The 16904-nt window shown below is 72.4% G+C and carries 19 protein-coding genes, 1 tRNA gene, 2 pseudogenes and 1 riboswitch; of the genes and pseudogenes, 10 read left to right on the forward strand and 12 right to left on the reverse strand.

All coding sequences use genetic code 11. The features are described 5' to 3' along the window. The first annotated feature begins 111 nt into the window (after window positions 1-111). The 3 genes and pseudogenes from ACFYW5_RS26220 to ACFYW5_RS26230 all read left to right on the forward strand — a co-directional run bounded on the left by ACFYW5_RS26220 (window position 112) and on the right by ACFYW5_RS26230 (window position 3878). A pseudogene (locus tag ACFYW5_RS26220) lies at window positions 112-1292 on the forward strand (MFS transporter). 158 nt (window positions 1293-1450) lie between these two features. After that, window positions 1451-2314, forward strand: a complete 864-nt coding sequence (locus tag ACFYW5_RS26225) for a GNAT family N-acetyltransferase (RefSeq protein WP_389419536.1) — start codon at window positions 1451-1453, stop codon at window positions 2312-2314. A 43-nt stretch (window positions 2315-2357) separates the two neighbouring features. Next, on the forward strand, window positions 2358-3878 hold the full coding sequence (locus ACFYW5_RS26230) for a carboxylesterase/lipase family protein (protein WP_389419537.1): 1521 nt from the start codon (window positions 2358-2360) through the stop codon (window positions 3876-3878). On the opposite strand, the gene ACFYW5_RS26235 is transcribed toward ACFYW5_RS26230, so the two are convergent. The 8 genes from ACFYW5_RS26235 to ACFYW5_RS26270 all read right to left on the reverse strand — a co-directional run bounded on the left by ACFYW5_RS26235 (window position 3879) and on the right by ACFYW5_RS26270 (window position 9319). After that, window positions 3879-4385 (reverse strand): cupin domain-containing protein, encoded by a 507-nt coding sequence (locus tag ACFYW5_RS26235; protein WP_389419538.1) that lies wholly within the window; start codon window positions 4383-4385, stop codon window positions 3879-3881. It lies immediately after the preceding gene. A gap of 108 nt (window positions 4386-4493) precedes the next feature. Further along, window positions 4494-5033, reverse strand: a complete 540-nt coding sequence (locus ACFYW5_RS26240; protein ID WP_389419539.1) for a GNAT family N-acetyltransferase — start codon at window positions 5031-5033, stop codon at window positions 4494-4496. Between the two features lie 59 nt (window positions 5034-5092). Beyond that, complete coding sequence (locus tag ACFYW5_RS26245; RefSeq protein WP_389419540.1) at window positions 5093-5935, reverse strand: energy-coupling factor ABC transporter ATP-binding protein; 843 nt, start codon at window positions 5933-5935, stop codon at window positions 5093-5095. Beyond that, window positions 5932-6681, reverse strand: coding sequence for a cobalt ECF transporter T component CbiQ (gene cbiQ, locus ACFYW5_RS26250; RefSeq protein ID WP_389419541.1), 750 nt, complete (start codon window positions 6679-6681; stop codon window positions 5932-5934). The genes ACFYW5_RS26245 and cbiQ overlap by 4 nt, the downstream gene beginning before the upstream one ends. A gap of 6 nt (window positions 6682-6687) precedes the next feature. Beyond that, on the reverse strand, window positions 6688-7050 hold the full coding sequence (locus ACFYW5_RS26255) for an energy-coupling factor ABC transporter substrate-binding protein (RefSeq protein WP_389419542.1): 363 nt from the start codon (window positions 7048-7050) through the stop codon (window positions 6688-6690). Beyond that, window positions 7047-7754, reverse strand: coding sequence for an energy-coupling factor ABC transporter permease (locus ACFYW5_RS26260; RefSeq protein WP_389419543.1), 708 nt, complete (start codon window positions 7752-7754; stop codon window positions 7047-7049). The genes ACFYW5_RS26255 and ACFYW5_RS26260 overlap by 4 nt, the downstream gene beginning before the upstream one ends. Window positions 7755-7783: 29 nt before the next feature. After that, window positions 7784-7967: riboswitch (cobalamin riboswitch) on the reverse strand. A 111-nt stretch (window positions 7968-8078) separates the two neighbouring features. Next, a complete protein-coding gene (locus ACFYW5_RS26265) occupies window positions 8079-8288 on the reverse strand; it encodes a hypothetical protein (protein WP_389419544.1) in 210 nt (69 codons plus the stop codon). Window positions 8289-8383: 95 nt separating this feature from the next. Further along, window positions 8384-9319: a LysR family transcriptional regulator gene (locus ACFYW5_RS26270; RefSeq protein ID WP_389419545.1), complete on the reverse strand. Its 936-nt coding sequence runs from the start codon at window positions 9317-9319 to the stop codon at window positions 8384-8386. A 71-nt stretch (window positions 9320-9390) separates the two neighbouring features. Here ACFYW5_RS26270 and ACFYW5_RS26275 point away from each other — a divergent pair, with 71 nt between their 5' ends. The 4 genes from ACFYW5_RS26275 to ACFYW5_RS26290 all read left to right on the forward strand — a co-directional run bounded on the left by ACFYW5_RS26275 (window position 9391) and on the right by ACFYW5_RS26290 (window position 12026). Further along, window positions 9391-9840, forward strand: a complete 450-nt coding sequence (locus ACFYW5_RS26275; RefSeq protein WP_389419546.1) for a RidA family protein — start codon at window positions 9391-9393, stop codon at window positions 9838-9840. Window positions 9841-9882: 42 nt separating this feature from the next. Then, window positions 9883-9952: transfer RNA gene (locus ACFYW5_RS26280), tRNA-Gly, on the forward strand. A 242-nt stretch (window positions 9953-10194) separates the two neighbouring features. Then, window positions 10195-10938 (forward strand): class I SAM-dependent methyltransferase, encoded by a 744-nt coding sequence (locus tag ACFYW5_RS26285; RefSeq protein WP_389419547.1) that lies wholly within the window; start codon window positions 10195-10197, stop codon window positions 10936-10938. A 257-nt stretch (window positions 10939-11195) separates the two neighbouring features. Continuing rightward, window positions 11196-12026 carry a FadR/GntR family transcriptional regulator gene (locus tag ACFYW5_RS26290; protein WP_389419548.1) on the forward strand — a complete coding sequence of 277 codons (831 nt, stop codon included), beginning with the start codon at window positions 11196-11198 and terminating at the stop codon, window positions 12024-12026. Here the strand turns inward: ACFYW5_RS26290 and ACFYW5_RS26295 are convergent. The 4 genes and pseudogenes from ACFYW5_RS26295 to ACFYW5_RS26310 form a co-directional block, all read right to left on the reverse strand. Next, window positions 11993-12262, reverse strand: coding sequence for a hypothetical protein (locus ACFYW5_RS26295; protein WP_389419549.1), 270 nt, complete (start codon window positions 12260-12262; stop codon window positions 11993-11995). The genes ACFYW5_RS26290 and ACFYW5_RS26295 overlap by 34 nt on opposite strands. A gap of 62 nt (window positions 12263-12324) precedes the next feature. Then, entirely contained in the window at window positions 12325-12594 is a 270-nt protein-coding gene (locus ACFYW5_RS26300) for a hypothetical protein (protein WP_389419550.1), read from the reverse strand. Between the two features lie 45 nt (window positions 12595-12639). After that, on the reverse strand, window positions 12640-12927 hold the full coding sequence (locus ACFYW5_RS26305) for a class F sortase (protein WP_389419551.1): 288 nt from the start codon (window positions 12925-12927) through the stop codon (window positions 12640-12642). A 244-nt stretch (window positions 12928-13171) separates the two neighbouring features. After that, window positions 13172-13783 (reverse strand): annotated as a pseudogene (locus tag ACFYW5_RS26310) (RNA polymerase sigma factor); the annotation flags it as partial. Between the two features lie 171 nt (window positions 13784-13954). Here ACFYW5_RS26310 and ACFYW5_RS26315 point away from each other — a divergent pair. The 3 genes from ACFYW5_RS26315 (at window position 13955) to ACFYW5_RS26325 (ending at window position 16904) form a co-directional block, all read left to right on the forward strand. Beyond that, window positions 13955-14959: a MerR family transcriptional regulator gene (locus ACFYW5_RS26315; RefSeq protein ID WP_389419552.1), complete on the forward strand. Its 1005-nt coding sequence runs from the start codon at window positions 13955-13957 to the stop codon at window positions 14957-14959. Window positions 14960-15063: 104 nt separating this feature from the next. Beyond that, entirely contained in the window at window positions 15064-15720 is a 657-nt protein-coding gene (locus tag ACFYW5_RS26320; RefSeq protein WP_389419553.1) for an SDR family NAD(P)-dependent oxidoreductase, read from the forward strand. Next, window positions 15717-16904, forward strand: coding sequence for a lycopene cyclase family protein (locus ACFYW5_RS26325; RefSeq protein ID WP_389419554.1), 1188 nt, complete (start codon window positions 15717-15719; stop codon window positions 16902-16904). The genes ACFYW5_RS26320 and ACFYW5_RS26325 overlap by 4 nt, the downstream gene beginning before the upstream one ends.

Consider the following 16904-nt stretch of genomic DNA (forward strand, 5'->3'; position numbering starts at 1 on the left):
CGCATCGACGTCCTCTACGCGATGCTCCGAGACGGCACCTTCTACCAGCCACCCACCCCGGCTACAGCTTGACGAAGCCCATAGAGGCACCTTTTCTGGACCGCCTCCGCGGTGTCGGCGTTCGGTTCCCAGATCTCGGGGCTCGCCCTGCAGATCCTCACCGCCGTCACGCTGAGCGCCTCAGCGACGGAGGTGGGCCTGGTCAACGCCGCCCGCTGGCTGCCGTACCTGCTCTTCGGGCTCCTGGCGGGGGTCCTGGTCGACCGCTGCCGACGCAAGCCCATGCTGGTCGGCACGGATCTCGCGCGGGGCCTCGTACTCGCCGCGATACCTGTGCTCCACGTGCTGGACCTGCTCGGCATCGGGACACTGTGCCTGCTCGTCTTCACCGTCGGACTGCTGAGCCTGCTGTTCGAGGCGGCCAACCAGTCGTACCTCCCTCAGCTCGTCCCGCGGAAGCTGCTGAGCGCCGGTTACGCCCGCACGGAGCAGGCCAGCGCCGTGGCCGGTTCGACCGGGCCGTTGATCGCCGGGGTACTGATCAAGTACCTGGGCGCGCCGCTCGCGGTGTTGCTGGACGCCCTCACCTACCTCGTGTCCGGCCTGCTGCTGATGGCCGTCAAGGCCCCCGACCCGGTCCCCGATCGCCGGGCGCGCCGCGGGCTGGGCAGTGAGCTGCGGGAAGGGATGGCCTGGGTCTACCGGCACCGCACGCTGGCGCCCATCGCGCTGACCTCGCACGCGATGCTGTTCTTCAACACCATGGTCAGTACGGTCTTCGTGGTCTACGCGCTGCGCGAGCTGCGGGTCGGCGACCTCGGTCTCGGGTCACGTACGCGGGCGCGGGGGTGGGGGCCGTGCTCGGCGGTGCGTTCTCCGGGCGGGTGCTGAGGCGGTTCGACGTCGGTGTCACGCTGATCGTCTTCCGGGTGGGGGCCGCGGTCGGCTGGTTGCCGATCGTCCTCGCGCAGGCGGGGAGTTGGGCGCTGCCCGCGGTGTCGGTGGCCTTCTTCCTGGTCTCCCTGGCCATCGCGGTCGAGAGCCCCGTGGAACTGAGTTACCGGCAGGCGGTGACTCCTGCCGGGCTGCGCGGGCGGATGAACGCCACGATGCGGTCGTTCAACTGGGGCATGGTGGCCGTGGGGGCACCGCTCGGGGGAGTGCTGGCCGACCAGGTCGGCTATCGGTTCGCGTTGTGGGTGGGGCTGTCGGGGGCGGTCCTCCAGGCGGTGTTCCTGGCCTTCTCCCGGGTACGGGAAGCACGCGGCACGGACGAACTGGCGGACGCGTGAGCCCGTGCCCGGACGTCTACGCGGGGACGCAATCCAGGTGGGCACGAGCCTGACCGGCGCGTCGGCCACCTCGTCGCCAGGCAGTGAATCCGGCCACAGCGGCAGCTGATCTCCGGACAAGTGCTCACCGGCGCACGGCACTTCAGGGATCATGCAGCATGCGCCCACACGACTGGCACCTCACCGAGGACATCGACGAGTTCCTCGCCCGCGCCGGGGACTTCCTGCGCTCGCGTCCCGCCCTGCACAACACACCGCTGACGGACATGGCGAAGCTGCGCCGACGAGGGACGGACGCACCCGGCGCCGGAACCACACTCTTCGGCCGACTGGAGTCGGAAGGCGACATCCGCGCCGTCTTCTACCGCACCCCCCGCGGCCGGCTCACCCTCACCCACCTCACCGCCGAGCAGGCCGGAGCCCTCGCCGCCCACCTGTCCGGCCTCGGCGTCTCCCTTTCCGACGTCATCGCGGACCACGAGACCGCCACCGCGTTCGCCGGGTCATGGCAGCGGCACACGGGCGCCGAACCGGACCCCTTCTGGCGGACCCATCTCTACCGGCTCGGCACGCTCACCCCACCGCAGCCGCCCCCCGAGGGCCGGGGCTGCGCCACGGACGACAAGGACCGGCACCACGTCATCCGCTGGTGCCGGGAGTTCTGCGTCGAGGTCGGGGAGCAGGGCTCCCTCGACCTGATCGACGCCGGCTCGTGGGAGGAATCGCGCTTCGGCGACCGGCACTTCACCTTCTGGGAAACCCCCGACGGCACCCCCGCGTCCATGGCGGCCGTGACCTCGATGACCGGCGGCATGGTCCGGGTGGACCCCGTCTACACCCCGGCCGCCCTCCGGGGCCGCGGCTACGCGGGCGCCGTGACGGCCGAGGTGAGCCGTGCCGCGCTGACCGCGGGCGCCACCGACGTCGTCCTGTTCGCGGACCCGGCCAACCCCACCAGCAACGCCCTCTACCAACGCCTCGGATACATCCACGTCACCGACTTCACCGGCTACCGGTTCTGACAGGATGGCCGGGCCGAGGCGGACCGTCGCTGGAGGAGCATTCATGAACAGTTCCGCACACATAGAGGTCAGGACGGCGTCAGGAGCCGTGCGCGGGCGCCGCGAGGCAGGCTCGGCGGTCTTCCGCGGCATCCCGTACGCCCAGCCGCCGGTGGGGGACGCGCGCTTCGCGGCACCCCGCCCGGCGCGCCGCTGGGACGGAGTGCGGGAGGCGTTCGCCTACGGCCCTCCGCCCCCGCAGGAGCCCTTCGGCCCCGAGGACAGGACTGTGGGCGGCGCCGCCACCGGAGACGACTGGCTGACCGTCAACGTCTGGACGCCGGACGCGGACAAGGCGGCCCGCCGACCGGTGATGGTCTGGATCTACGGCGGCGCCTACAAGTTGGGCTCCGCCGACGACCCCGCCTACGACGGCGGACGCCTCTCGCGCGACGGTGACTTGGTCGTCGTCACCTTCAACTACCGGGTCGGCATAGAGGGGTTCGCCAGGATCGGGGGCGCCCCCGCCAACCGTGGCCTGCTCGACCAGGTCGCGGCACTGGAGTGGGTGCGCGAGAACATCGGCGCTTTCGGCGGCGACCCCGACCGGGTCACCGTCTTCGGGGAGTCGGCCGGCGCCGGGTCGATCGCCGCGCTGATGGCCATGGACCGGACGCGGGGCCTGTTCCGGCGGGCCATCGCCCAGAGCGTGCCCGGCACGTTCTTCTCGGACGAGCTGGCCGTGGACATCGCCGGGGCGCTCGCCGGGCAGCTGGGGCTGCGGCCCACGGTGGCCGACCTGGCCGGCGTGGACCCGCGCAAGCTGCCCGAGGCGGGGGCGGCGCTGGGCGGCCGGATGCGTGAGTACGCAGACCGCTGGGGCGCGGTCGCCCACACCTCGACGCCGTACTCGCCGGTCGTCGACGGCGAGGTCCTGACCCGCACCCCGTGGGAGGCGCTGGCGGGCGGTGCCGCCCGGGACGTGGACCTGATCGCCGGGCACACCCGGGACGAGTACCGGCTGTTCCTCCTGCTCCGCGGTCTGCTCGGCCGGGTGGACGACACCCTCGCGGCCACCGCCCTGCGCCTGTTCGGGCCGACCCCGGACGCCGGCCGGACCTACCGCGCCGCCTTCCCGGACGCCTCGGCCGAGCGTCTCTTCGAACTCGTCCTCTCCGACTGGCTGTTCCGCATGCCCACACTGCACCTGGCCGATGCGCAGGCGGCAGGCGGCGGACGCGCCCACGTCTACGAGCTGACCTGGCCGGCCCCCGCGGGCGGCGGTGCCCTGGGCGCCTGCCACGGCCTGGACATCCCCCTCACCTTCGGCGTCTACGACGGCATCGCCGCCCTGCTGATCGGCCCCGAGCCCTCCCACGGGACCGAGGCGCTGTCCGCCCGCATCCGCTCCGCCTGGACCGCCTTCGCCACCGAAGGAGACCCCGGCTGGCCCGCCTACGACACCGAACGGCGTCTCGTCCAGCTCCTCGACACCGAACCCACGGTCACCGCCTACCCGGAGGAAGCGTCCCGCCGCCTGTGGGAAGGGCACACCTTCACGCCCCTGCCGCTGACGACCGCGTGACTACTGGAAGTCCTCGACGAAGTAACTGTCATGGCGGATGCGGAACCGCTTGAGTTCTTCGCCGCCGCGCTGTGCCATCTCCGCGACCTGTTCGAAGTACTCCTCGCGCGGGGCGCCGGGGGAGAAGAGCATGAGCATGGACGTCGGCTCGTCGGTCGCGTTCTTGAAGGCGTGCAGACCGCCGGCCGGCACGTACAGGAAGTCGCCCGCGCGGCCGGTGACCCACTTCTCGCCGTTGTAGAGCTCCAGTTCGCCCGAGAGGACGTAGAAGGACTCCGAGATGGTCTTGTGGAAGTGCGTCTTCGCCCCGGCGGACCGTGGCGCCAACTCCGCCTTGTACAAGCCGAATTCGCCGCCGGTCGACACGCTGGTGACGAGGTAGTGCGTCGAGCCGCCGGGCGAGGAGATGTCCGGCGGGGTGTCGGCCGGGCGGAAGACGGCGTTCACCTCGCCCTTGTCGCCGTGGTAGCGGGTCTGCGGGTACTGGAGGACTTCCGGGTACGACATGATGAACTCCTTCTGGCAGGTCTCCACCCGCAGGATGGCTCCCGCCCGGAGAGAGCGGCATCGGGCGTACGGATGATCTTGAGGTGCGTGGAACGAGGGCCGAAAGTCCTAGGCCCGGACGGGCGGCCTCTTGCGGTACACCACGTTCGGACGCAGGGGCCCTGCCGGTGCCGTGAGATCGTCGAAGTCGTGCTCGGGGACGCGGGTCATGCCGATGCGGCGCATCACCGCCTGCGAACGGAAGTTGGTGGCCGTGGTCACCGCGAAGATCTCCGGCAGACCGAGGGTGTCGAAGCCGTACGCCAGGACCGCCCTGGCGGACTCGGTCGCGTACCCCTGCCCCCAGGCCGGACGGGCGAGCCGCCAGCCGATCTCCACCCCGTCGAAGGGGGTGTCGTCCTCCACCTCGTCCAGGCCCGCGAAGCCGATGAACTCACCCGTGGCCCGCACCTCCACCGCCCACCAGCCATGACCTCGCCGGTCGAACTCGGCCAGGAAGCGCGCCACGGAGGCGTCGCTCTGCTCGCGGGTCAGCGCCGCGCCCAGATGCTCCCGCACGGCGGGATCGGCGTTCATCGCCGCCCACGGTTCCAGGTCGGAGTCCCGCCAGCGGCGCAGGAGGAGGTGATCGGTACGCAGTTCAGCCATGCCGCCCAGCCAACGTGAGCCGGACGCGCACGGCAATCCCTTTTCCTCGCCGGGGTACGTCAGCCGTCGGCCGGGATCGAAGCGATCAGCGCGGTGAGTTCGTCTGGGGTACGGGGACCTGGCACACCATCGCCCAACAACCCGCGCTCCCGCAGTAGTTGCGCCGCTGCCACCCCCCACGGCAACCGCAGCCCCGCTGCCCGCAGCAGATCCGTGCGGGCCAGCATCTCCGGCGCGGGCCCTGTGCGGACGCCCCCCGGAGTGAGCATCGCCGCGTCATCGGCCCAGCGCAGCGCGAGATCGACGTCATGGGTGGCCATGACCACCGTCGTACCGCTCGCCCGCAGCCGTTCCAGCGTGGCGAGCAGCCGTTCCTGCCCGTCCGGATCGAGCCCGGCGGTCGGCTCGTCGAGGATCAGCACCCGTGGCCGCATCGCCACCGCGCCCGCGATGGCCGTCCGCTTGCGCTGACCGTAGGAGAGCAGATGGGTCGGCCGATCGGCCAACGCCGTGATGTCCAGCGCCGCCAGCGCCTCCTCGACCCGCCCGCGCACCTCGGTGTCGGTGAGCCCGAGATTGAGCGGCCCGAAGGACACGTCCTGCCCGACGGACGCCGCGAACAGCTGATCGTCCGGATCCTGCACTACCAACTGCACGGTGGTCCGCAGCCGGGTCAGCCCCTTGCGGTCGTACGAGACCGGCTTCCCCTCGACGGTCAACCGGCCCGTGCGCGGCCGCAGTCCGCCGCTCAGCAGCCGCATCAGCGTGGTCTTGCCGCTGCCGTTGCGTCCGAGCAGGGCCAGCGCCCGCCCCTCGCACACCTCGAAGTCCAGCCCGTCGAGCACGACCGGCCCTTCCTCGTAGGCGTAGGACGCGCCCTGGAGGGCGACCAACTCGCTCATGACAGGGGGCCTTCCAGTACGAGGGTGAGGGCGGCCAGCGCGACGAGGAGCGCGCAGCTCGCGGCCGTGAAACGGGCGGAGACGCGGGCCTCGGGCACCAGTACGCGCAGCGTGCCGTCGTAGCCGCGTCCGGCGAGCCCGGACTGCAGCCGCACGGCCCGCTCGAAGGCCCGCACGAAGGCGGTGGCCCCGAGCCCGCCCAGGGACCGCCAGGTCGCGGCCCGCGTGGTGTGCCCGAGCCGCGCGGCCTGCGCCTCCCGGACCCGGCGCATCGAGTCCAGCAGCAGGAAACTCATCCGGTACGTCACCAGCGCCACGTCGACCACGGCCGCCGGTATCCCGGCCTTCACCAGCCGGGGCAGCAGATCCGACATCGGCGTGGTGAACGCGAACAGCAGCACGCCCAGGGAGGCCGCCGAGGTGCGCAGCAGCAACTCCCCGGCGCGCAGCGCACCGTCGTCGGCGAGGGAGACGAACCCCTGCGGCCCGCCCACCTGGACGAGCAGCGTGGCCGCACCGGTCACACAGAAACCCAGCGGCACCCGGTAGGCGCGCCACAGCTTCCGGCCCGGCACACCCGCCGGACCGAGCAGGACGATCAGGGACGTCACAAGGACCAGGGCGGCGCCCGGCCACGGCGGCAGGGAGATCGCGAGCACGGTCAGGCCGAGCCCGAGCACGGCCTTGTCCACGGGATGGCGCCGGCGCCAGCGACTGCTGTGCGCCGCCGCGTCGATCGGCAGCACCGGGGATCAGACCCCTTCGCGGTCGGACTCCCCGGCACCCCGCGCGCCCACGGCATCCCGTTCCAGCGCCCGCTGTTCACCCTGCTTGCGGCCGCGCCGCAGGCCGAAGTAGTAGCACAGGACGCCCGCGCCGAGCGCTGCCTGGAGGGCGAACAGCGCCGACTCGATCTCCCCGGAGGGAGGTTCGTACAGGGGCGAGAACCAGGGTTCGTAGTCCGGGTCGATCTCGGTGATGGCCGTCTCCGCCTCGGCGTCGGCGCCGGTGAAGGGCTCCTCTTTGTGGTCGCCGAGACCGAGGACGAGCGGCATCACCGCGAGCAGCGCCACGGCCAGCAGGAGCAGCAGGTTGATCTTCGTGTTGCGGCTCATCGGGCCACCGCCTCGCTCGACTCGGTCCGGGCCCGCTTGCCGTCGGTCAGGAGCACGCCGAGCCGGGTCAGTTCCCCCTTGCTGGACTGCACCAGCAGCCGCATCACGAGCACGGTGAGAAGTCCCTCGCTCACCGCGAGCGGGATCTGCGTGACGGCGAAGATGGAGCCGAACTTGCCGAGCGCGCCCAGGAACCCGCTGCTCGGGTCGGGGAACGCGAGCGCCAGCTGAACGCTGGTGACGCAGTAGGTGGACAGGTCGGCGACGAACGCGCCGCAGAACACGGCGCCCATCAGCGGCACGTCGTAGCGCCGTAGCAGCTTGTAGACGGCGTATCCGGCCCAGGGCCCGACGATCGCCATGGAGAAGACGTTGGCGCCGAGGGTGGTCAGGCCGCCGTGCGCGAGCAGCAGCGCCTGGAAGAGCAGGGTGATGGTGCCCAGGACCGCCATGATCGGCGGCCGGAAGAGGATGGCGCCCAGGCCGGTGCCGGTGGGGTGGGAGCAGCTTCCGGTCACGGAGGGCAGTTTGAGAGCGGACAGGACGAAGGTGAAGGCACCGGAGGCGCCGAGGAGCAGGGTGCTCTCCGGGTGTTCCCTGACCTCACGGGTGAGTGACCGGACTCCGTGGACGACGAACGGCGCGGACGCGACGCCCCAGGCGACGGCGTGCGCCGGAGGCAGAAATCCCTCGGCTATGTGCATGGCTCAGCAGACCCTCTCCAGCACCTCGTGGATGGTTGACGCGCCTTGGCCGGTCTCCTGGCTGACGGGTGACACCGCCCGTACTCCGCCTTCCCGGGTCCGAGGACCCAGTGGCTGCCCGCGAGGGCCGGAGCCGGACTTCCCGATCACAGTGGCGAGGGCCGCACCGGCATCACACCGGATTTCCCGTTCACCAAGGCGTGGTGACAGTAGTGCCTGATCAGGTCGGCTGACAAGCGCTCCCCAGGGGCGCAAGGACGGCGCACGCCCGCACACGCGCCGGGGCGCGCACCGGCGGCGCCCGGTTCCCGGGCGGGCGGGGGGTCAGTCCCAGCTGTAGCCGTCCCCGAAGTTGAGGGTGTGCTCCAGCACGTCCTCCAGCGGGTCGTTGATCTCGACGGTGTTGACCACGGTGACCACGGGCGCGTTGTTGGAGACATGCACGCCGGGGGCGTCGTGGGCGGCGGCGTCACCGGCGGCGGCGAGAACCGCGGCGGTCAGGGCGGCGGGGACGAGAGTGACGCGTACGCGCATGGCTGCTCTCCTTCGGCATCGGGGCCCACACCGTGTAAGAACCCGATCGGGAGGTACCGCGCACCCCCGCCTCGAAGTCAACCAGACCGGGCAATTCACCTGGAAGAGGCTGGCGTCCGGCGGTGCGGGCTCTCGCGGACCGGCCCGCTGACCGTCTCCAGCAGGTGGGTCACCAGTGGGTTCTCGTCGCCCTTCCGCCAGGCGACGGCGACGCGCGTGCGCGCGGTGCCGGGCCCGACCCCGCGGAAAGCGACGCCCTTCAGCCGCATACGGCGAATACCGGCCGGGGCGAGGGAGACCCCCAGACCGGTCTCGACGAGCGCGCACACGGTCTGCCACTCCACGGCGTGCTGAACGACATGAGGGGTGAAGCCCGCCGCGGTGCACAGGCCGGTGATCCGGTCGTGCAGAAGCGGTCCGGCCTCGCGGGGAAGCAGCACGAAGGGTGAGCCCGCCAACTGCGCCGGACGCACCGTGCGTTGGGCGGCCAGGGGGTGGGCGGACGGCAGCACGGCGACGAAGGGTTCGGTGAGCACCGTCCGGAACGCCAGCTCCGGGTCGGTGTCATCGGGCTCCCGCAGCAGGCCGATGTCGAGGCTCCCGTCGTGCAGGGCGGCGATCTGCGGGGTGGTGGTCATCTCGCGGATGTCCAGGTGCACGGCGGGGAACCGCTGCCGGAAGTCGCGGAGCAGGCGGGGCAGGACGGTCAGGGCGAGGGAGGCGGCGAAACCGATGCGCAGCCGGCCGGCCCGGCCCGCGCCGACGGCCCGGGCGGCGGCCAGTGCGTCCGCGAGGTCGCCGAGGGCGCGCCGGGCGGCCGGCAGCAGCTCGTGTCCGGCGGGGGTGAGGGTGACGCGGCCGGGCTCCCGGCGGAACAACGGATGGCCGACCTTCTCCTCCAGGCGACGGATCTGCTGGCTCAACGGCGGCTGCGCGATGCCCAGGCGGGCGGCCGCGTGACCGAAGTGGAGTTCCTCGGCCAGTACGACGAAGGCGTGCAGCTGGGGGAGCGGCAGTTCGGGTCGGTCCATACGCCTAGAGATATCAGCTCGCGCCGATGGTCGTATTAGACGTATTCCTGCTGGTCACCTAGCGTCGGCGCATGACAGAGCGACGTGCGATCCTCAGCGGCTCCACCTTCGAGGAGCAGATCGGCTACGCCCGCGCCGTGGTGGACGGCGACCGGGTGCATGTGTCCGGGACGACCGGCTTCGACTACGCCACCATGACGATCTCGGACGACGTGGTGGAACAGGCCGAACAGTGCCTGCGCACCATCGAAGCCGCCCTGGCGGAAGCGCGGTGCACCTTCGCCGACGTGGTGCGGGTGCGCTACCTGCTGCCCGACCGCGCGGACTTCGAGCCGTGCTGGCCGGCCCTGCGCCGCCGCTTCGGTGACGTCCGCCCGGCCGCCACGATGCTGATGTGCGGCCCGGCCGACCCTCGGATGAAGATCGAGATCGAGGTGTACGCGCGGCGCGGGGCCGGAAAGCCGCGCGACGCGCCGGGAGGTGTCCCGGTGACGGGCGCGGCATCCCGGAATGCTGTATAGTCGATCTTGAGCGGTCCGCCGGGAGCCCGGCGCTCCGGTTCTGCGTTGGTGGTCCAAGGAAAGACGCCCCGCTTCCTGCGGGGAGATGCAGGTGCAAGGCCTGCCCGGCGCTCAGATATGTGGCCCGTCCCGAACATCGGGGCGGGCCACATGCGTTGTCCGGCGCATGCTCCGTCCGGGCGTCCGGCGTACGTCTGTTGGTTGATCCGAGGCTCACCCCCTCGACTTCTTCGTGTCATCTGCCAGTACGGCCTGCCGAGCGCGCCGGTGAAGACTCGCTGCCACGGCCGAGGGCCCCGGAACGCGGGGTCCGGCAGGGCCGCGTACCGGAGGAAGAGCAGAAGGGGGCAGCACGTGAGCGTGCAGCAGTACGACCGGATCGGCGAGGCATTCGAGGGGTTCAAGTCCTTGCCGCTGATGCGGTACGGGGAGGTGCCGAGCTTCCTGGGCATGGTCGGGGACGTGACCGGCAAGTCGGTCCTCGACCTGGCGTGCGGCACCGGTTTCTACAGCCGGGAGTTCAAGCGGCGGGGCGCGACGGATGTCTTCGGGGTCGACATCTCCGCGGAGATGATCGCCGCCGCACGGGAGATGGAGCAGCGCGATCCGCTCGGGGTCCGCTACGAGGTCGGTGACGTGGGTGAACTGCGGCCGCTGGAGCGGCGTTTCGACATCGCGCTGGGTGTGCAGTGCCTCAACTACGCCGAGGACATCGCCGCGATGGAGCGGATGTGCCGGAACATCCACCGCAGCCTGGTGCCGGGCGGGGAGTTCTTCGTGCTCGCCCAGAAGCCCGACTACCGGTTCGACTGTCCGTCCCTGGACAAGTACGGGTTCCGCTGCGAGCCCGCCGGCGAGGAGATCGAGACGGGCCCGCGGGTGCGGGTCACGGCCCTGCTCGACCCGCAGCCGATCACCATCGTCAGCACGGCCCCGCGCCGCGAGGTCTACGAGACGTGTCTGCGGGCCAGCGGCTTCGGTGCGCTGGAGTGGGTCCCGCTGCAGGTGTCCGAGGCCGGCCTCCGGGAGTTCGGCGAGGACTTCTGGGCGGACGTCCTCGCCCACCCACCCCTGGAGATGCTGCGCTGCCGCGCCTGACCGGGGCCCGGTAGCACGGGAGTTGGGTGCGCAGGCGTTGTCGGAATGGGTGCGCTGCCGCGGGAGAGTACGGTCGATGTGCTGGAGAAGCGGCTGCCGGAGGACATTCTCGGCAGCCGTCACCCCGCGGGGAGCTGACTGCAGCCCGAGCGGGAACCGGCCGATGAGTTCGGCGTCAACCGCACCACGCTCAAGCATGCGTTCGGGCGGCGGCCCATGCCGGGCTGCTGGAGACGCGGCACGGAGTGGGGACCCGGGTGCGGGACGTCCTGCGCCTGGGCGGGGCGGACCTGCTGCCGATGCTCGTGGGGCACAGCCCGGACTGGATCGGTGAGCTCTTTGAAGTCCGGCGCTCCATTGGCGCGTTGATCGCGGAGCGCGCCGCCGCCCGTGCCACCCCGGCTCAAGTCACCGAACTGCGCGCCCTGATGACGGCGGTCCGGGCGGCTCAGGGCGGCGAGGCCCCGCAGCTCGCGGATGCCGAGGTGCACCGCGCCCTGGCCCGGGCGACCGGCAACCGGGTGTACGTGCTGCTGACCAACACCCTGTGCAACGCCTACCTGCCGGTACGGGCGGCGCTGGTCGGACCGTTCGCCGAAGCGGAGGCCGCCCACGCCCGGCTGGCCCCGGTCGTCGACGCCGTGGCCGCCGGTGACCGGGCGGCGGCCCACGCCACCGCGGACGCCTACCTGCCGGCCACGGAACGCATCATGCTCGACGACCTCGCGCGTGCCCGCGACGCCGAAGCCGCGGGCGAGTTGGAGTCCGCTGTGCGGGTCGGGCGTGACGACGGGGCGGCGGCTCGGCGCGCCATGGGACGCCTGCTGTTCGCCGCCGGAGCCGAAGAGGTTCTCACCGGCGTCGCGCACGCCGAACCGCGTTGCGGCGCAGGGGGCCGCCCCAGCCGAGTTCCTGCGCCCCGGCCAGGGCGGCCGCCCATTGGCGCCGAGTGCGTCCAGTGGCTGCCGGGACAGCCGTACGCGCACTGCTCGCCGAGCACCGGATCGAACAGCCCTACGAACAGCTCCCCACCGCCTCTTGACGCCGCCTGCGATCAGTCCTCGTCCCGCTCCGGCAGGGCAGAGTAGCCGTCGGGCCCCGGCGTACGGCCCTCCGGCGGGTAGTCGCAGTCGAGGCTGGAGATCTCGTAGTCGTCGCCCTCGCTCTGTTCCTGATCGACGACCACCGCCGCGGTGCAGACCCGGCCGTGTTCATCGGTGAACGTGACGATCTCGCTGTAGTCCGTTGGCTGGCTGCATCCCGTCAGCAGCAACGCCGCCGCCCCGGCTGCCATCGCCACGCCGAGCCCCCACCGCGGTGTCATGTCTGTCCCCTCACTGTCCGCCGACCGACGAGGTCGTCCCGATACTGAGCGACTGCGATTATTCATTGCTCGGACTGCGAGCGTGGGGGCTTCGCGCGGTCCGTGGGTTCGGCCAGCTCTCGCTTGATGCGTTCCCACAGCCGTTCCGGAGGCGGAGTCGCCAGGTCCGACAGGTCGACCTCGGATGCGGCGGTGACCACCCTGGTCACGCGGGCCAGTTCCTGTCGGCAGAGCACGCAGCCGGCCAGGTGCTGCAGGACGACGGCGTCCTCGGACCGCCCGGCGTTGCCCAGTGCCAGCTCCAGCAGGTGCGCGTGATCGACGTGTGTCACCGCTGCCCTCCCGTCTCCCGTGTTCTTGTGCTGGTCCCGGGCGGCTCAGGCCGGGGACGGCTGCGCCGTGACGACGAGGTTGGACAGGTAGCCGCCCTGCTCGGGGACGAAGGGAGGTGCGCAGGTGATGAGGGTGAGGACCGGGGCGTCGGTGCGGCGGAACACGGAGGAAGGCAGGTCGTCCTTGGGCACCGTCGTGCGCGAGGTCACGCGGTAGACCACCGGGCGGGCCCCGTCGCGGCGTACCTCCACGCGGTCGCCGGGGCGTACGTCGTACAGCGCGGCGAACTCGCCCAGGGCCCCGGTGTCGCTGTCCACGTGCCCGACCAGCACGGCCGAGCCCCGCCCGCGGCCGTGTCGTCCTCCGCGGCGGGGGCCGCCAGGGCGGGCGTGGTCACGCCGAGGGTCAGGGTGCAGGCGCCGGCCAGAGCGGCGAGAGTGAGGGAGGTCCGGGGGATCATGGTGATCATCCCTTCGAGGAGTGCGCCTCCCGATCCTGGGAGGTGCTGGGACTTCTGGTGCGGGAGCTGTGGCGGATGCGGCCGCCGTCGCCCGGTGAGCAGGGCCGGCCGTCCGCGTCGTCGACGGGTGCCTGTTCGAGCACCAGCCGAAGCCGGTGCAGGCCGCGGCGGGCGTGGCTCTTCACGGTGCCGAGCGGCATACCGGTGCGTTCGGCGATCTGGGCCTGGGTCAGGTCCTCGTAGAACGCCAGGCCGAGGACCTGGCGCTGGGGCTGCGGCAGCCGGGACAGCTCGTGCAGCAGGACGATCCGGTCGAGGCTGTCGTCCATCGCCGCACCCTCGGGCCGGGGGGTGTCGGTGCCGTGGGCGGCGGAGTCGATCAGGTTCAGGCGCCGGGTTCGGGCGGTGAGCGCGTCGGCGATCTTGCGTCGGGTGATGCCGACGAGCCATGCGCCCAGTGGCCCGCGCTCGGGGCGGAATCCGGCCCGCCCCCGCCAGGCGCCGATGAACACCTGCTGGGTCACGTCCTCGGCCTCGTGGGTGTCGCCCAGCGACCGGGTGGCCATGGTGTGCACCAGGGCGCCCCAGCGCTGGTAGATCGCCGCGAACACGTCCTCGTCGGCGGCGCGCAGACCACGGGCCAGTTCGTCCTCATAAAGCGTCTCCTCCGGCGGCGGGGCGCCCACCGGTGGTAGAACCGACGTGCTGGATCGTGTGGTCGCGTACATGGCCCGGTTCCTCCTGCCGTGCGGCATGGGCGGGGACGGAAGGCCGTCCGGCGGTCACCGGCCGCCCTGGGAGCACGGGAGCGGCGCCGCGTGTCACCCAGTCTTGGAATCGGAAACGATGCGCACAACATGCGTCGTTTGTGCGTCGCTATCGCGACGTACACTAACCCTGTGGACCCCGACAGAGCTGATGACGACACGGCCGGCGCAGGCGGTCTGACGACCGGCGAGGTCGCCAGGCGGCTCGGGGTCGCCCCCACCACCGTCCGTTCGTGGGACCGCCGCTACGGCCTCGGCCCCGACGCCCGCACCGGCGGCAGACACCGCCGCTGGACCGCCGCCGATGTCGCGAGGCTGGAGCGGATGTGCGCCCTGACCGCGAGCGGGCTGGCCCCCGCCGAGGCCGCGCGCATCGCGCTCAGCGGAGCGCCGGTGGCACCCGTCCTGGCCCGGCGTCCCCCTGCCGCACCGAAACGACCGGCGGCCCGCGAACCCGACCGGGCCGGCAGCGGCCTGCGCCTCGGTGACGCGCGCCAGGAGTGCAAGGGCGTCGCGCGAGCGGCCCTGCGCCTCGACGCCGCCGCCCTGGACGGGCTGCTCACCGCCGCGATAGCGGAACACGGCCTGATCGCCGCCTGGACCGAGATCATCGTGCCCACGCTCCAGGCGGTCGGCCGCAAGTGGGAGCGGTCGGGCGAGCGCTACGTCGAGGTGGAGCACTTCCTGTCCTGGCACGTCTCCAGCGCGCTGCGCCGCGGTGCGCCCGCCGCGGCGGCGCCCAGCCCCGGGGCCACCACGCTGCTCGCCTGTGTGCCGGGGGAGAACCACACCCTGCCGCTGGAGGTGCTGACCGTGGCGCTGACCCAACGCGGGATACCGGTACGGATGTTCGGCGGCGCCCTGCCCGTCGAGTCGCTCGTCGCGGCGGTACGCCGGACCGGTCCCGTCGCGGTGGGCCTGTGGGCGCAGTCCCGCACCACGGCGAGCCGGCCCCTGGCCCAGCACGTCGCCTCGATGCGGTGGGGGGTGCGCGGCTCCCGCAGGAAGCCGCTCGTCCTGACGCTCGGCCCCGGCTGGGCGGGCCAGACGGTGCCGGGGCTGCCCCGCCCCTCCGGACTGGCGGAGGCCGTCGCGGCCGTGGAGTCGCTCGTGCACGGGGGACCGTCACCGACGTGACCAGGGGCGCACGTGCATCCGAGAGAGCGCGGTCGGCAGAAGCCACCACGCGGGAAAGCCACCGGCCCCTCCCGTCCCGAGACACCCCAGAACCGGAGCGATTCGTGGACATCAATGGCGCACGTGTACTGGTGGCCGGAGCCACCGGCGCTCTCGGTGACGCCCTCACCACCGAGCTGGTACGGCAGGGAGCGTGCACCGCGATCGCCGGCCGCGACCGGAGCCGCCTGGCCCGGATCGCCGCCGCGCATCCAGGGGTGCCGTCGGTGCTCTTCGACGCGTACGATCCCGCGTCCTGTGCGCGTGCGGTGCGCGTCGCCGCCGCCGAACTCGGCGGCCTGGACGCCGTGGTGACCGCGTTCGGGGCGGTCGCGTTCGGCACGGCCGACGAGGTCGGGGACGAGGTGGCGGAGCATCTGATGGCCGTCAACTTCCTCGCCCCCGCCGCGTTCTTCCGGGCCGCGCTCGACGTCCTGACCCCCGGCTCGGTGATCGCGGCCGTCACCGGAGTGGCCGCCGAGTGCCCGCAGCCCAGGATGGCCGACTACAGCGCGTCCAAGGCCGCGCTGGGCGCCTGGCTGGACGCCGTACGGCGCGAGGCCCGCGGCGCAGGGATCCGCGTGCTGGACATCCGGCCGGGTCACCTGAACACGGGCTTCGCGGACCGGCTCGTCGGCGCCGTGGTGAGCGCGCTGGCGACCGACGCCGAACTGGTACGTACGGCCGCGGACGGCGAGCCCGTCGTCGGGCGGGCCAGATGACCCCACCCCTGCCGGGCACCGGCGCCACGTCCCACGTGGTCATCGTCGGCGGCGGCGCGGCCGGACTCAGCCTCGCGCACCGGCTCACGGCGGCCGGTACCCGCACTGTGACCGTGGTGGAACCACCGGACGGACCGCCGCGACCACCCGAACGCACCTGGTGCTACTGGGACCGGGGGACCGACGACTTCGAGGAAGCGATCACCGCGTCCTGGTCCCGGCTGCGGGTCCACGGCACCGACGGCGACGCGATCACCCTGAACCCGGCACCCCTGCGCTACCACATGCTGCGCTCCACCCGGTTCGAGCAGCTGGTGCACGCCCGGCTGGCCCAGGCCCCCGGAACGCGCGTACTGCGCGCCACCGCGCACGCCGTACGCAACGTGCGGGACGGCGCGGAAGTCCGCTGCTCGACCCCCGACGGCGGGCACCTGACCTTGCGCGGGCGCCACGTGTTCGACTCACGCCCCTTGCGTGCTCTCCCGCCCGCCCGCACCGCGCTGGTGCAGCACTTCCGCGGCTGGTTCGTCCGTACCCGCGAGGACCGCTTCGATCCGGCGGTCGCCGACCTGATGGACTTCCGGGTGCCGCAGCCGCCCCACGGGCTGACCTTCGGCTACGTCCTGCCCCTGGCGCCGGACCGGGCACTGGTCGAGTACACCGAGTTCTCCCGCACCCCGCTGACCACCGAGGCGTACGAGGCGGCGCTCGGCCACTACAGCCGGGAGATCCTGCGCCTCGGCGACTTCACCGTGAAAGGCGCGGAACAAGGGGCCATCCCCATGACCGACGGCCGCTTCCCCCGCCGGGTCGGCGACGCGGTCTTCCGGATCGGCACCGCGGGCGGCGCCACCCGCCCGTCCACCGGCTACACCTTCGCCGCCGTGCAGCGGCAGAGCCGGGACATCGTCGCCGCGCTGAGCGCCGGGCGGACCGTCGTGCCCGCGCCCCACCGGTGGCGGTCGCTGGCCATGGACGCGGTGTTCCTCCGGGCCCTGGACACCGGGCGGATCGACGGCCCGGCCTTCTTCACCGGCCTGTTCCGCCACCTCCCCGGCGATCGCCTGCTGCGCTTCCTGGACGGCGGCACCACGCCCTGGGAGGACTGGACCGTCGGACTGCACACCCCCGTCGGCCCCATGCTGCGCACGGCCCTGGAACTGCCGTTCCTGCGCCGCCGGTGA

Origin of the sequence: Streptomyces sp. NPDC002779, assembly GCF_042888685.1 — a bacterium.
GTDB lineage: Bacteria > Actinomycetota > Actinomycetes > Streptomycetales > Streptomycetaceae > Streptomyces.